This is a genomic window from Microbacterium sp., assembly GCF_052099035.1.
Lineage (GTDB): Bacteria > Actinomycetota > Actinomycetes > Actinomycetales > Microbacteriaceae > Microbacterium.
On sequence record NZ_JBQDSX010000024.1, the window covers coordinates 22,086 to 36,307 of the forward strand.

Here is a 14,222-nt window from a genome sequence, read left to right on the forward strand (position 1 = left end):
GCGCTACTTGACGAGGGGGAACAGGATCGTCTCACGGATGCCGAGACCGGTGATCGCCATGAGAAGGCGGTCAATGCCCATGCCCATGCCGCCCGACGGCGGCATGCCGTGCTCGAGCGCCCGCAAGAACTCCTCATCGACGCGCATGGCCTCGACGTCGCCGCGGGCTGCGAGCTTCGCCTGCTCGACGAAGCGCTCGCGCTGGATGACGGGATCGACGAGCTCGGAGTATCCGGTCGCCAGTTCGAAGCCACGGATGTACAGGTCCCACTTCTCGACGACGCCGGCCTTCTCGCGGTGCTCGCGCACGAGCGGCGACGTGTCGACGGGGAAGTCCATGACGAACGTCGGGCGGGTGAGATCGACCTTGACGAAGTGCTCCCACAGCTCTTCGATCAGCTTGCCGTGCGTCGCGTGCTGCGGCAGATCGACCCCGTGCTGCTCAGCGAAAGCGGTGAGATCTGCAACGGAATCATCGATGGTGAATTCGCGTCCGGCGGCGGCCGAGAGAGATTCGTACATCGAGACGCGGTCCCACTCACCGCCGAGGTCGTACTCGGTGCCGTCGGCCCAGGTGACGGTAGTGGAACCGCTCACGGCGATCGCGGCCTCCTGCACGAGCTCCTGAGTGAGCTCGGCCATCTGGTTGTAGTCGCCGTAGGCCTGATAGGCCTCGAGCATCGCGAACTCCGGGCTGTGCGTGGAGTCGGCGCCCTCGTTGCGGAAGTTGCGGTTGATCTCGTACACCCGCTCGATACCGCCGACGACGGCGCGCTTCAGATAGAGCTCCGGCGCGATACGCAGGTAGAGCTCGGTATCGAATGCGTTCGAGTGGGTGATGAAGGGACGAGCGGATGCTCCGCCGTGCTGCACCTGCAGCATGGGAGTCTCGACCTCGAGATATTCGTGCGCGGAGAACGTCGCGCGCAGGCTGGCGTTGACGGCGGCACGAGCGCGTACCGTTGTGCGCGCCTGCTCACGCACGATGAGGTCGAGGTACCGGCTGCGAACGCGGGTCTCTTCACTCAGCTCTGCATAGGCATTCGGCAGCGGCAGAATCGCCTTCGACGCGATCGCCCAGTCATCGGCCATGATGGACAGCTCACCACGGCGACTGGAGATGACCTGACCGTGCACGAAGACATGGTCACCGAGGTCGACGAATTCCTTCCAACGCGCCAGCGACTCCTCGCCCACCTCAGCGAGCGAGATCATCGCCTGGATGCGAGAGCCGTCGCCGGCTTGCAGCGAAGCGAAGCACAGCTTTCCAGTGTTGCGACTGAACACGACGCGCCCGGCGATGCCGACGGTGACACCCGTCTCCGCACCCGCCTCAAGATCCCCGTACTCGGCGCGCAGCGCCGGGATCATGTGCGTCACGGGCACCCCGACCGGGAAGGCTCCGCCCGCGGCATCCGCCCGCTGCTCGATCAGCCGCTCGCGCTTGGCCAGACGGACGGCCTTCTGCTCGTGGATGTCGTCGCCTTCGGCGTCGGCGGGGGTGGATGCTGGCGCTTCTGGCGCGGTGGTCATAGAGGCTCCTTGGAAGTCGCCTCCGAGTTTACCGGGAACGCCCGGTCCCCGAGTCTGTCGCCCGGTCCCCGAGCCTGTCGAAGGGTCCCTGAGCCTGTCACCCGGTCCCTGAGCCTGTCGAAGGGCTGCGACTAACCTCGAAGCATGGGTTTCCGCTCTCTCGTACTCGTGTCGATCGCGGCCGGCGTCCTACTGGCGAGTCCGGCCGTCGCCGCCACTTCTGTCTCAGCATCCGCTGCCGATGCTCGAACCGATGTCAACGATTTTGATTTCTCTTCCTGGGACGCGACCTTCGACGTCGGTATCGACGACGACGGTCGTGCGACCATGCACGTCGAGGAGACCCGCGTCGCCGAGTTCCCCGAGTCCGATCAGAACCGTGGGATCGTCGCGGGCTACCCCGAGACCTACCAGGGGGCGAGCCTGCAGACGACGATCCTGTCGGTGCGTGACGAGAACGGCGATGACGTCCCCTACGAGACCGAAGACGACGATGGCGTCCTGTACGTCCTCACCGGAAACGACGACTACGTCCACGGCTCGACCACCTACGTGATCGAGTACGAGATGCGCGACGTTGTCCTCGCCGCCTCCAGTACGAAGGTCGACGAGTTCTACTGGGACCTGCTGCCGCTCGACAGCACCCAGGACATCGACTCCTTCCGTGCGGAGGTCCAGTTCGATGACACGCTCGCCCCGCGTCTCACCGGCAGCACCTCGTGCTACCAGGGCCGACAGGGCTCGACGGACACGTGCACGCTCGTCTCCGGGGCCGGATCATTCGCGGTCGAAGCCCACGATCTCTCCGCGGGCGAGGGCATCACCGTGGCGATCGCACTCGAACCGGGGACCGTGACGCAGCCGCCGACACGCCTGCCGAATGCCGCCACCGACGCGCTGCCGTACGCCCTGGGTGGAGGTGCAGTTCTGCTGTCGATCGGCGGGTGGATCGCCGCGAGAGCCATGGTCCGCTCGCGCCGACGCGGCACCGGCATCGTCGTCGCGCAGTACGACGTCCCAGATTCGTTGCCTCCGCTCGTGGCTCATGCGATCATCCCGGGCGCGAGGAATCCGGTCACCGCCGAGATCATCCACCTCGCTGTGCGACGGCTGCTGCGCATCGAAGAGGTCTCCGGCGAGGACGAGAAGAAGCCGCACCTGCGGCGCCTCGACGGCACGATTCCCGACCCGGTGGATGCGGACGCCCTGGAGCTGCTCTTCGACGGCACGGAGATCGGCACCGTCACAGAGATGCCATCGAACAACCAGGCGTTCGCCTCGCGCATGCAGGCGATGGTCAAGACCGGCCCGGCCGCTGCCGCAGAACGCGGACTCACGACGAAGGCCGCCAGCCCGGTCGCGCGAGTCATCCAAGGCGTCGCACTCGCCGTGTTCGCGGTGATGCTGGTGCTAACGCTGTGGGGTCTTTTCACCGGTCGCGAATCGGCGGGCCCGGTGTTCTTCGCCACGTTGATCAGTGGCATCGTCGTGCTCATCTCGAGCATCGCCTCGTTCCGCAAATACACGGTGCTGACGAGGGAGGGTGCCCTCCAATTGGAATACCTGGAGGGCGTGCGCGAATTCATCCGCGTCGCCGAAGCGGACAGACTTCAGATGCTCCAGTCCTACAGCGGCGCCGATCGCCGAAGCGACGGCAGTGTTGATGTCATCCACGTCTACGAGAAGCTGCTCCCCTTCGCGATCCTGTTCGGCCAGGAACACGAATGGGGCGGGGTGCTCGAGTACGCCTACGGCCAGGCCCAGCAGGATCCGGTCTGGATCTACGGCGCAACCTATGGCTTCAGCTCGCGAATCGACACATTCTCGTCTTCCGCGCGGGCGTCGGCGCTGTACTCGGCGCCATCCAGCGGCAGCTCGTCGAGTTTCGGCGGCTCATCCGGCGGCGGGTTCTCCGGTGGTGGCGGAGGCGGCGGGTTCTCCGGCGGACGCTGAGCGCGGTCGCTGATGCCTGCTCGTGGGGAAAACCCGGACGGGTTGGCGTGTCGGCTGCGTGTGCGGACGCGACGCGCCGTCGACACGCCGGGTCGTCTCCGCTTTCCGACCGCGGTGGGCGGCGTCAGAGCATGGGCGGGTCGGATGCTTCGCGCAGCGCGGTCTCGACCGCGGACTGCACAAGCGCCGAGAGGTAACCGCCAGGATTGTCGATGCCAATGCCGCGCAGCAGCGATGTCGACTGCCCGATGATCGCCCGGGAGAATTCGGATGCCGTGGCGATCGCCTCCGCGTAGGCACCACGATCCTCTTCGCTGATGACGACCGGCTCGCATCCGAGCTCCACGGCGAGCGCCTGCGCGATCGGCAGCACGGGAGCGGGAGCGGTGACGGCTGCGAAGCTCGCCTGCAGTTGGCGCAGATCGATCGAGGTTCCGGTGAAGGAGATCGCCGGATGCACAGCGAGCGGAATCGCCCCGGCCCGCTGCGCGGGCTCGAGCACCCCCGTGCCATAGCCGGGATCGGTGTGCAGCACGAGCTGTCCCGGCTGCCACGCGCCGATCTCAGCGAGACCTGCCACGAGCCCAGGGAGCTCATCGTGCGGAACGGCCAGGATCACCAGTTCACTGCGGCGGAGGACCTCTTCGACCTCGAGGGTCGGCACGTCAGGGAGGACACCGGTGGCGCGGTCGTCATCGGACCCGCTCGTGATTCCGATGATCGCGTGCCCCGCCCCGCCGAGGGCTGCTCCGATCACCGGTCCCACGCGGCCTGCGCCGACGATGCCGACGCCCAGACGACCGTCACGATTCATGCGTTGCCTCACCGCCGAAATTCATCGTCAGATTGTGCTGCGGGTCCACCACTGCGGCGCTTTCCGTTTCTGCGGCGATGGTTTCGTCCTCGGCATCCGCGGCCCAGCGATGCCCGTGGTCGCGCTGGACCGCTACCGATGCACGACGGGCGATGTCGTTGAGTGACTCGTTCGTCTCGGCGCTGTCGATGCCGACGACGTCGCCGAGCACCGGACCCGTGACGCTGTGCGCCTTCAGGTCGCCCACGCGCTGCAGCCGGTCGATCGGCCCCTGCTCCGCGGAGATGCCCTGCAGTCGTACGAGCGGGAATATCGCGAGTTTGCGCCAGAGCACCCCACGACGCAGCAGCAGAGCGAAGTCCGTGACGGCGAACCCATGCCGTTTCCACGAGAACGGTCGGCGCCACCAGGCACGCCGCGCCATCACCCGGTACGGGTCATCCCCGCTCTTCTGGGGGCCCTGGATGCCGTGGTCCCAGACCAGCGGTTGATCTTCCGCGGGGAGGTCGGGGAGGATGAGCCCGAGCACCCGCTGCACATCGGCCGCCACGCCCACCGGCAGCACGATGTTGAACTGCTGCGCGGTGCTGGACTGCTGCTGGGAGAGGCTCTTGCCGCTCATCCGGTTGATCTTGATCGCCCACCAGCCGAAGGGACGCCACAGCAGGGACTGCGTGACCTCGGCGGCGAAGATGCGGCCGGGCGGGATCGTCTCGGTGATCGTGGTGAACAGACCGTAGGTGATGCGCACACCGTCCGGCGTCGGCGCGATCGAGTAGCGCAGCGACTTCGAGATCTGCGCCCAGGTGATCGCGACCGTGGCGATCACGAGTGGGATGCCGATGCCGAACGAGATCCCCACGATCCCGATCCAGGCGTTCGGGCCCCCGTCCGAAAGAATCGCCGGCACGGAGATGGCCATCACGATGCCGAACAGCACCAGGAAGAACACCAGCCAGAGCAGGCCCGAGAGCAGCTGCGCGCCGACGAGGCGACCGGTAGGGATCTTCACGACGCTCTCGGGTGTGACATCGGCGAGGTCGACGCCCTCGATCAGTCCGCTCACCCCGGAGTTCATCGACCCGACCAGTTGTGTACGCCGTGCAGCGGGTTCGTGCGTCGCGGCCGGTGCGTGTGTGTCGCCCTGACGAGATGCGCGTGCCGCGCGAGCACCGGATGCCAGACGCAGGATGTCCGCGCGAACGCTTTCGGCCTTGGGCGTGGAGAGATACTCCAGCGGGACGTTCGCGTCTGTTCCCGCGCCGACGACCTCGAGTTTGGCCATGCCGATCAGCCGTGCCGGGAAGGGTCGGGTGAGGTTCACACCCTGCACACGGTCCAGCGGCGCCCGTCGATGCGACCGGAAGATGATGCCCTTGCGCACCTCGACGTGCTCATCCGAGATCCGGAACTGGTGGACCCTCCACACCAGCCAGAACGCCACGATGAGGACGACGAGCACCCCGAGGACGATGAGCAGCGCGAGGAGGATGAAGTTGTTCTCCAGCACCCAGTCGACCGGGTCGCCGCTCGAGAAGTCCGACGCATGCGCATCGGGGGCGAACAGATCGACCGCCCAGTAGATGATGCGGTCGCGGAAGCTGTTGAGCACGAAGCCCGCGACGATGATCAGGACCAGCCCGCCCTTGAACAGCGGCGTCAGCGGATGGAGCCGATGCCACTCGCCGTCTGCCAGCGTTTCGTCGGCGGCGTGCGGTCCCGGTGCGGCAGGTGCGGGCGTGCTCACAGGCCCGTCCGACGGGTCTCGGCGACATCGATGAGGGTGTCTCGAAGCGACTCGGCCGCGGCCTGCGTGAGCCCAGGGATCTGTACGCCCGTGGCGGTGGCAGCCGTCACCATCTTGAGCTGCGAGACGCCGAACGCGCGATCCAACGGGCCGTGCGTGATGTCGACGAGCTGCATGCGCCCGTACGGGACCGCGATGATGCGCTGCCAGAGGATGCCCTTGCGGAAGACGATGTCGTCGTCGCGCAGCATGTACCCGATCGCCCTCGCCTGCCGCGGCAGGATCGCCAGCGTCGCCAGGATCATGATGACGATGACACCGCCGGGGATCCATGCCCAGGGCTGATCCAGCGCGAACACGAGCACGAGCACCGCCGCGATGACGAGGGCGAGCACGATGCCGTTCTGAACGAATTGCGACGTGACGTAGCGGGGTGAGATCTGGTGCCACTGTCCATCGAGGGCGAGGCGCCCTGCTCCACGGGGTTCACGCAACCTGTCGTAGGTGCCCTCGTCCAGGGCCGACCTGCCCTGCTGAAGCGGCTGCTCAGATCCTGTCGGTTCCGGCGGCGGGGTCATCTGGCTGTCGGTCATCAGGATCCTTTGGAAGGGTGCAGAACTGTTCGGCGACGAGCGCGGCGGTCACGAGAACGAGAGAGCTCACGACCAGCGCCGCCATGGCCACAATCGACCCTACCTGGGGACCGACCGGGCGGGACAGGAGGAAGCCCAGCAGCCCCGCCCCGAAGCCCGTCATGATCGCTCCCAGCAGGCTGGATGCTCGGGCCAGGGTTGCCGCGCGCATCGCGCGGAACGGATCGATGCGCGCACGTGATCGCCCGCGCACGCTGCGGCGCACCGGCCACGCGAGCGCGAGCACGGCGGCCGAGAGCAGCAGGAGCAGGACCGGCAGCAGCCCGGACGGCGCGAATGTCGCACGCCCGGCGGCCGTGAGCAGGTGATCGACGAGGTAGCCGATACCGCCGCCGGCGAGGGCGAGCAGCATGAGGACGAGAGGCGAGGTGCGCTTCATCCCCGCAACGCCTCCACGAGCGTGGCGATGCGACCGCGGCCGGGGAGCTCCGCATCAGCATCAAGGCTCAGCCAGGGCTCGAGCACGAACAGGCGCTCGGCCGCACGCGGATGCGGCAGCAGCAGGTGCGGGTCGTCGGAATGCAGGTCGCCATAGGCGATGAGGTCGAGGTCGAGGGTGCGGTCACCCCAGCGTTCCTCGCGCACCCGGCCGTATTCGTCCTCGATCGCGTGCAGCAGCCCAAGCAGCACCTGCGGCGCGAGCCGCGTGTTCAGCAGCGCCACGGCGTTGACATAGGTCGGAGCGTCCGGATCGGGACCGTCCAGGCGGACTGCAACGGTCTCGTGGAGGTCGGACAGCCGCACGTCGTCCACGAGAGGCAGCCGTGAGATCCGCTCGACGGCTCCGCGGATCGTCTCGGCGCGGTCGCCGAGATTGGCGCCGAATGCGACGACAGCAGGGACGATATCCCGGCCGGGACGCGGGTCGGGTGTCGGGATCTGCGGCATCCGAACCATCAGCCGACGACCGTTCGTGTGCGACGGATCGTGACGGACACGTCCGTGAAGGTCAGCGGGATCGGCGCATGCGGCTTGTGCACGGTGACCTCGACCGCGCGTACGCGCTCGTCGCCGAGCGCGACATCGGCGATGCGCTGCGCGAGCTTCTCGATGAGGTTGACCGGCTCCCCGCCGACGACGTCGGCGACCTTCTCCGCGAGCTCGCCGTAGTGGACGGTGTCAGTCACGTCATCGGATGCCGCGGCATCCGACAGATCGATCTGAAGGCCCAGGTCGATCGTGAAGTCCTGCCCGTCCTCGCGCTCATGGTCGAAGACGCCGTGACGTCCGAATACGGTCAGGCCCGTGAGCCGGATCTCATCGGTGACATTGCTGTCCGAGCTCGACATCTCTCAGCCCTCCCAGGCTCGTGCGATCGCGAGAGCATCGCGTGTGGCCGCGACATCGTGCACGCGCACGGCCCATACGTCGTGGCGCACGGCAAGCGCACTCGTGACGGCGGTGGCCAGGTCGAGACGCTCCTCGCTGATATCTTCAGCGCCCGATCCCTGAGCCTGTCGATCCGATCCCTGAGCCTGTCGAAGGGCAGCACCAAGAAACCGCTTGCGCGAGGTTCCGATGAGCACGCGGTATCCGAGAGCCGTGACATCGGCGAGTCCGCGGAGCACGTCCCAGTTCTGATCACCGGTCTTGGCGAAGCCGATGCCGGGATCGAGGATAACGCGGGCCGGGGCGATCCCCGCCTGGGCGGCCTCACCGATGCGCTCGCGCAGTTCTGCGGCGACCTCGCGAGAGGTACGCCGGTACTCCGCACGGGCGTACATGTCATCGGACGGACCACGCCAGTGCCCGATGGCGAAGTCAGCACCCGACTCGGCGACGGCAGCACGCATGTCCGGATCGGCAAGACCACCGGAGACGTCGTTGACGATCCGGGCGCCGGCGCGGACGGCCGCGACCGCGGTGCTCGCATTGAGCGTGTCGATGCTCACGGCGATGCCGTGACCGGCAAGAGACTCGATCACCGGGACGACACGACGCTGCTCGATGACAGGATCCACGCGCGCTGCGCCGGGCCGCGTGGATTCCCCGCCGATGTCGAGAACGGTGGCGCCGGCATCCCGCAGCGCAAGGCCGTGTGCGATGGCATGGTCCGGTTCGATGTAGCGTCCACCGTCACTGAATGAATCGGTGGTGACGTTGACGATGCCCCAGATGCCGGTCATTGTTCCGGTCCCTGAGCCTGTCGAAGGGTCCCGATGAGGGTGATCAGCTCTGCGCGCGCCACAGGTTCGCTGTACTGCCCGCGTGCGGCGATCGTGAGTGTGGAGGCATCCGCCTGGCGACCTCCGCGCATCGTGACGCAGCCGTGCACGGCATCCAGCACGACGAGCACGCCACGGGCGTCGAGGTGCTCGGCGATCGTGTCGGCGATCTGTTCGCCGAGTCGCTCCTGCACCTGCGGACGGGCTGCGAGGATCTCGACGACTTTCACGAGGGCACCGAGACCGACCACCTGCTCGCCCGGGAGATAGGCGATGTGGGCGTGACCGGCGAACGGCAGCAGGTGGTGCTCGCAGACCGAGCGGAAGCGGATGTCGCGCAGCAGCACCGCACCGGACGGCAGCGTCTCCGGCGCAGGCCCGCGCGAGATGCTGATGGTGCGGGCGAGGGGTGCGGCGGCATCCTCACCGACGCCTGCGAAGAACTCGGTGTACAGCTCGGCCATCCGGCTCGGGGTCTGCTTGAGTCCCGGCCGATCCGGATCCTCCCCGATCGCCTCGAGCAGCTCGCGGGTCAGCCGCTCGACCCGTTCGCGGTCGACGGCCACGATCAGGCCGTCGCCGGGCGCGCCTGCCCCGAAGCCGGGGCACCGTCGGTCGCGCCACGGGATGCCGTGGCATCCGCTGATCCGTCGACAGAGGCCGCGGCATCCGCCGGGATCACGCGCTTGGGCATCTCGATCGGCGGGCGATCCGACACCGGACGTTCACTGCTGGAGAGCCACAGCGGGCGCTCCGGGAGCTTGCGGATATCGGAGAAGATCTCGGCGATCTGGTTGTGATCGAGAGTCTCCTCCTCGAGCAGCGCGAGAGCGAGACGGTCGAGGACATCGCGGTTGTCGCTGATCACCTGGTAGGCCTCGTCGTGCGCCTGCTCGATGAGTGCACGCACCTCGGTGTCGACGCGCTCGGCGACCGACTCGGAGTACTCGCGTCCGCGGCCCATGTCGCGACCGGCGAAGGGCTCGCCGCCCTCGGAGCCGAGCTTGACCGGACCGAGCTGGGTAGTCATTCCGTACTCGATGACCATCTTGCGGGCGATGCTCGTCGCCTTCTCGATGTCGTTCGAGGCACCCGTGGTCGGGTCGTGGAAGATGAGCTCTTCGGCGACACGGCCGCCCATCGCGTAGGTGAGCTGGTCCTGCAGCTCGTTACGCGTGACGGAGTACTTGTCATCGAGCGGCATGACCATCGTGTAGCCGAGGGCCTTGCCGCGCGGCAGGATCGTGATCTTGGTCACCGGGTCGGTGTAGTTCATCGCCGCTGCGGCGAGCGCGTGGCCACCCTCGTGGTACGCGGTGATGAGCTTCTCGCGATCCTTCATGACGCGCGTCCGACGCTGCGGACCTGCGATCACACGGTCGATGGCCTCATCGAGCGCACGATTGTCGACGAGCTGCGCGTTCGAGCGAGCCGTGAGCAAGGCTGCCTCGTTGAGGACGTTCGCGAGGTCGGCACCGGTGAAGCCCGGAGTCTTGCGGGCGACGACTTCGAGGTCGACGCTCTGGGCGAGCGGCTTGCCCTTGGCGTGCACCTGCAGGATGTGCAGGCGGCCCTTGAGGTCTGGAGCATCCACACCGATCTGGCGGTCGAAGCGGCCGGGACGCAGCAGAGCCGGGTCGAGGATGTCGGGACGGTTAGTGGCCGCGATCACGATGACGTTCGCGTTCGGGTCGAAGCCGTCCATCTCGACGAGCATCTGGTTCAGCGTCTGCTCGCGCTCGTCGTTTCCGCCGCCCATGCCGGCGCCGCGGTGGCGGCCGACGGCATCGATCTCGTCGATGAAGATGATTGCCGGCGCGTTCTCCTTGGCCTGGTTGAACAGGTCGCGGACGCGGGATGCTCCGACGCCGACGAACATCTCGACGAAGTCAGAACCCGAAATCGAGTAGAACGGTGCGCCTGCCTCGCCGGCGACAGCGCGAGCGAGGAGAGTCTTACCTGTTCCGGGAGGGCCGTACAGCAGCACGCCCTTCGGAATGCGGGCGCCGATGGCCTGGAACTTGGCGGGATCCTGGAGGAACTCCTTGATCTCCTCGAGCTCCTCGATGGCCTCATCAGCGCCGGCGACGTCGGCGAAGGTGACGGTCGGGGTCTCCTTGTTGACCAGCTTGGCCTTGGACTTGCCGAACTGCATGACCTTGCCGCCGCCGCCCTGCATCGACGAGAGCAGCCACCAGAACAGCAGACCGAGCAGTATGAGGGGAAGAAGCAGCGAGAGGATGCCGTCGAACCACGTCGCGCGCGGCACGACGTCGTTGAAGCCGTCCTTGGGGTCTGCGGAGTTGATTGCCGTGACGACCTCGTCGGCGCGCGCATTCACGTAGTAGAACTGGACCTGCTTCGAGTCCTCGAACGCCTTCGAGAGCGTCATGTCGACGCGCTGATCTCCGTCGGTCGTGGTCACCTCGGTGACCGTCGTCCCGCCCAGCAGGTCAAGGCCTTGCTGAGTGGTGATCTGCTTCGGGGCGCCGAGGTTCGAGATCAACAGGAATCCACCGAAAAGCAGCACGCCGATCAGTACCACGTACATCAGCGGGTTGCGGGTGATCTTCTTCACGTCCATGATCCGTTCAGCGTATCGCGAGCGTCCTTGGGCCTCGCTGTGATTCGCCCACGGCGTACGCTGTCACCCTCCGCGGGTCGTTGAGCGAGCGGAGCGAGCCGAAGCGCGTTGAGCGAGCGCCAGCGAGTCGAAACGTCTCCGTCGTCAGCTGTACACGTGCGGCGCGAGCACCGCCACGTCACGCAGGTTGCGGTAGCGCTCGTCGTAGTCGAGGCCGTAGCCGACGACGAACTCGACCGGGATGTCGAAGCCGACGTACTTGCAGTCGATCTCGACCTTCGCGGCCTCGGGCTTGCGCAGCAGCGCCAGCACCTCGATCGACTCGGGGCCGCGGGACTCGAAGTTCTCCAGCAGCCAGCTCAGGGTCAGGCCCGAGTCGATGATGTCCTCGACGATCAGGACGTGCTTGCCGTGCAGGTCGGTATCGAGGTCCTTGCGGATCTGCACGACACCGCTGGACTTCGTGCTGGACCCGTAGCTCGAGACGGCCATCCAGTCCATCGGCGCATGGAACGGCAGGGAACGGGCGAAGTCCGCCATCACCATCACCGCGCCCTTGAGCACCCCGACCAGAAGCAGGTCCTTGCCCTCGTAGTCCTTTGCCACTCGGTCGGCGAGCTCTTGAAGCTTCGCCTGAATCTGCTCCTCCGTGACGAGGATCTCTGCAAGGTCATCCTGAATCTCTGCCGCGCGCATGCATCGATTTTAGGTGACGGATGCTGTGGGTTCGGCAATACTGTGAGGATCGAGCGGGCGCATGCCCCCGACGGAAGGATTCTCCATGGCCCTTGATGACATCCTCAAGCAGGTTCCGGTCGACGACATCGCCGCAAAACTCGGCGTCTCGCCGGAAGAAGCGCGGAAGGCGGTGCAGCAGGGTGGTGCTGTGCTGCTGGATGGCCTCGCCAAGAATGCGCAGACCAGTGAAGGCTCCACCGCTATCGAGAATGCGCTGAAGCGCCACGAGGGCAAGCCGACCGTTGCCAAGGTCGACGACGTCGATCAGTCCGACGGCGGCAAGATCGTCAAGCACGTTCTGGGCAGCGATGCCGACAAGGTCGCGACGAAGCTGAACGAGTCGGAGAAGACTCCCGGCATCGACTTCGGCAAGCTCCTGCCGATTCTCGCTCCGATTGTGATGGGACTGATCGCCAACGCGACCAAGGACAAGTCCGGGGGCACGGCGACGGCATCCGGAGAATCGGGCGGCGGGCTGGGCGACATCATCGGCGGCCTGCTCGGCGGTGACTCAGGCGGCGGCATCGGTGACCTCCTGGGCGGGCTCTTCGGCAAGAAGTAGCGACAACGATCCGCGGGTCGTTGAGCGCGACCCTCGCGGGACGTTGAGCGAGCGAAGCGAGACGAAACGCGTTGAGCGAGCCGCAGGCGAGTCGAAATGTCTTCAGCGCGCCGTGAACACGAGCCGCCCACCCCGGCGCGCGGCCGAGCACCCCGGCAGGTCGATCGGACCCTGCCCCGACCAGTCTGTGACCAGCCGTGCGACTTCGAGCGTCTGCGTGCGCGACAGGCTCGCACCGAACTCGCTCTGGGCGACGAGGCGGATGATCCGGTTGCGCAGCGCCGGAGGGTTCGCGGCGAGCGCCGGAACGCTGACGGAGATACCGGCCTCGGCGTGCTCGACGATGTCCTCGATCGTCTCGTGGATCATCTCGTCGAACGCCTCGGTGTCTTCCCGCAGCTGCTCTGCCGTGCGCGCGAGCGCCTCGGCGATCCCCGGACCGAGTTCCGCCTCGAGCACCGGCAGCACGCTCTCGCGCACACGTACACGCGCGAAGCGGTGCTCACGGTTGTGCGGGTCGTGCCAGGGTTCGAGATCGGATGCTGCGCAGAACGCCTCGGTCGTCACCCGGCGCACGCCCAGCATCGGCCGCAGCCACACCGTGCCGTCCTCATCTTCACGCCGCGGCGCCATGCCCTGCAGGCTGGCAGCGCCCGCGCCCCGGGCGAGCCCGAGCAGTACGGTCTCGGCCTGGTCGTCAAGGGTATGACCGAGCAGCACAGCCGCTGCCTGCTCTTCGCGGGCAATGCGACGCAGCGCCGTATACCGCGCGTCCCGAGCGGCCGCCTCGGTGCCACCGGCGAATCTGACGACGGCGTTCTCTGAGTCTGTCGAAGCGCCGCCGGCCACAGGCACAGCGGCCGACTCCAGCGCCACCTGCACGCGCTCGACACGCGCTCGGATGCCGAGGGCATCCGCCTTCGCGGCCGCGGTCGCCGCGGCATCCGCTGATCCGTCCTGCAGTCCGTGATCGATCGTCGCACTGCAGACCTGCATCCCACGCGAGCGTGCCTCGAACGCGGTCGCTGCGGCGAGCGCGAGCGAGTCAGCACCGCCGGAGAGCGCGACGACGACCGTCACGCGGTCGGATAGACCGGCGAGCGCAGTGCGCGCGGCGAGGCGGATCTCGGCGACGGCAGGTGGGAGCGAGGGCATCCCCCCACGCTACGACACCCGAGAACACCTACCGGTGACACCCGGACGGTCATACTCTTGGCGGGTGGCAGATCAGACGGATGTGACCCGGCAGTTCTCGAACGAGCGCTTCAAGGCTTTCGTCGACGCGGTCGTGGCCATCGCGATGACGCTGCTGATTCTGCCGTTGATGGAATCGGTGTCCGAGGCGGCATCCGACAAGCTCACGACAGCTGAATTCCTGAATGTGCACAGCGGGCAGCTCACGAGCTTCGTGCTCAGCTTCGTCCTGATCGCGAACTCGTGGATCGGCCATCACCGGCAGTACAACGAGGTCGA

At 67.0% G+C, this 14,222-nt stretch carries 15 protein-coding genes; 3 read left to right on the forward strand and 12 right to left on the reverse strand.

The genetic code is table 11. The features are described from left to right. Positions 1-3: 3 nt before the first annotated feature. Positions 4-1,533, reverse strand: coding sequence for a lysine--tRNA ligase (gene lysS / locus ACTIAO_RS09405; protein WP_441906033.1), 1,530 nt, complete (start codon positions 1,531-1,533; stop codon positions 4-6). A gap of 144 nt (positions 1,534-1,677) precedes the next feature. On the opposite strand from lysS, the gene ACTIAO_RS09410 reads away from it, so the two are divergent. Continuing rightward, positions 1,678-3,486 carry a DUF2207 domain-containing protein gene (locus ACTIAO_RS09410; protein ID WP_441906034.1) on the forward strand — a complete coding sequence of 603 codons (1,809 nt, stop codon included), beginning with the start codon at positions 1,678-1,680 and terminating at the stop codon, positions 3,484-3,486. Positions 3,487-3,610: 124 nt separating this feature from the next. Here ACTIAO_RS09410 and ACTIAO_RS09415 read toward each other — a convergent pair whose 3' ends face one another. From ACTIAO_RS09415 to hpt, 10 genes are all read right to left on the reverse strand, one after another. Further along, the gene (locus ACTIAO_RS09415) at positions 3,611-4,300 is read right to left on the reverse strand and encodes a DUF2520 domain-containing protein (RefSeq protein WP_441906035.1); all 690 of its coding nucleotides are present in this window, start codon (positions 4,298-4,300) and stop codon (positions 3,611-3,613) included. After that, positions 4,290-6,047 (reverse strand): PH domain-containing protein, encoded by a 1,758-nt coding sequence (locus ACTIAO_RS09420; protein WP_441906036.1) that lies wholly within the window; start codon positions 6,045-6,047, stop codon positions 4,290-4,292. Before ACTIAO_RS09420 ends, ACTIAO_RS09415 begins: the two co-directional genes overlap by 11 nt. Continuing rightward, complete coding sequence (locus ACTIAO_RS09425) at positions 6,044-6,640, reverse strand: PH domain-containing protein (protein ID WP_441906037.1); 597 nt, start codon at positions 6,638-6,640, stop codon at positions 6,044-6,046. Before ACTIAO_RS09425 ends, ACTIAO_RS09420 begins: the two co-directional genes overlap by 4 nt. After that, positions 6,594-7,079 carry a DUF3180 family protein gene (locus tag ACTIAO_RS09430; RefSeq protein WP_441906038.1) on the reverse strand — a complete coding sequence of 162 codons (486 nt, stop codon included), beginning with the start codon at positions 7,077-7,079 and terminating at the stop codon, positions 6,594-6,596. Before ACTIAO_RS09430 ends, ACTIAO_RS09425 begins: the two co-directional genes overlap by 47 nt. Next, positions 7,076-7,588: a 2-amino-4-hydroxy-6-hydroxymethyldihydropteridine diphosphokinase gene (gene folK, locus ACTIAO_RS09435; RefSeq protein ID WP_441906039.1), complete on the reverse strand. Its 513-nt coding sequence runs from the start codon at positions 7,586-7,588 to the stop codon at positions 7,076-7,078. Before folK ends, ACTIAO_RS09430 begins: the two co-directional genes overlap by 4 nt. A gap of 8 nt (positions 7,589-7,596) precedes the next feature. Further along, the gene (gene folB / locus ACTIAO_RS09440; protein WP_441906040.1) at positions 7,597-7,989 is read right to left on the reverse strand and encodes a dihydroneopterin aldolase; all 393 of its coding nucleotides are present in this window, start codon (positions 7,987-7,989) and stop codon (positions 7,597-7,599) included. 3 nt (positions 7,990-7,992) lie between these two features. After that, complete coding sequence (gene folP, locus ACTIAO_RS09445) at positions 7,993-8,826, reverse strand: dihydropteroate synthase (RefSeq protein WP_441906041.1); 834 nt, start codon at positions 8,824-8,826, stop codon at positions 7,993-7,995. Next, on the reverse strand, positions 8,823-9,431 hold the full coding sequence (gene folE / locus ACTIAO_RS09450) for a GTP cyclohydrolase I (protein ID WP_441906042.1): 609 nt from the start codon (positions 9,429-9,431) through the stop codon (positions 8,823-8,825). The genes folP and folE overlap by 4 nt, the downstream gene beginning before the upstream one ends. A gap of 2 nt (positions 9,432-9,433) precedes the next feature. After that, positions 9,434-11,449, reverse strand: coding sequence for an ATP-dependent zinc metalloprotease FtsH (ftsH, locus tag ACTIAO_RS09455; protein WP_441906043.1), 2,016 nt, complete (start codon positions 11,447-11,449; stop codon positions 9,434-9,436). Between the two features lie 144 nt (positions 11,450-11,593). Continuing rightward, positions 11,594-12,145 (reverse strand): hypoxanthine phosphoribosyltransferase, encoded by a 552-nt coding sequence (gene hpt, locus ACTIAO_RS09460; RefSeq protein ID WP_441906044.1) that lies wholly within the window; start codon positions 12,143-12,145, stop codon positions 11,594-11,596. An 85-nt stretch (positions 12,146-12,230) separates the two neighbouring features. Here hpt and ACTIAO_RS09465 point away from each other — a divergent pair, with 85 nt between their 5' ends. Further along, entirely contained in the window at positions 12,231-12,749 is a 519-nt protein-coding gene (locus ACTIAO_RS09465; RefSeq protein ID WP_441906045.1) for a DUF937 domain-containing protein, read from the forward strand. 102 nt (positions 12,750-12,851) lie between these two features. On the opposite strand, the gene tilS is transcribed toward ACTIAO_RS09465, so the two are convergent. Continuing rightward, positions 12,852-13,904: a tRNA lysidine(34) synthetase TilS gene (gene tilS, locus ACTIAO_RS09470; protein WP_441906046.1), complete on the reverse strand. Its 1,053-nt coding sequence runs from the start codon at positions 13,902-13,904 to the stop codon at positions 12,852-12,854. 64 nt (positions 13,905-13,968) lie between these two features. On the opposite strand from tilS, the gene ACTIAO_RS09475 reads away from it, so the two are divergent. Further along, positions 13,969-14,222 (forward strand): TMEM175 family protein (locus tag ACTIAO_RS09475; RefSeq protein WP_441906047.1); only part of this gene is annotated, 254 nt, incomplete at its 3' end.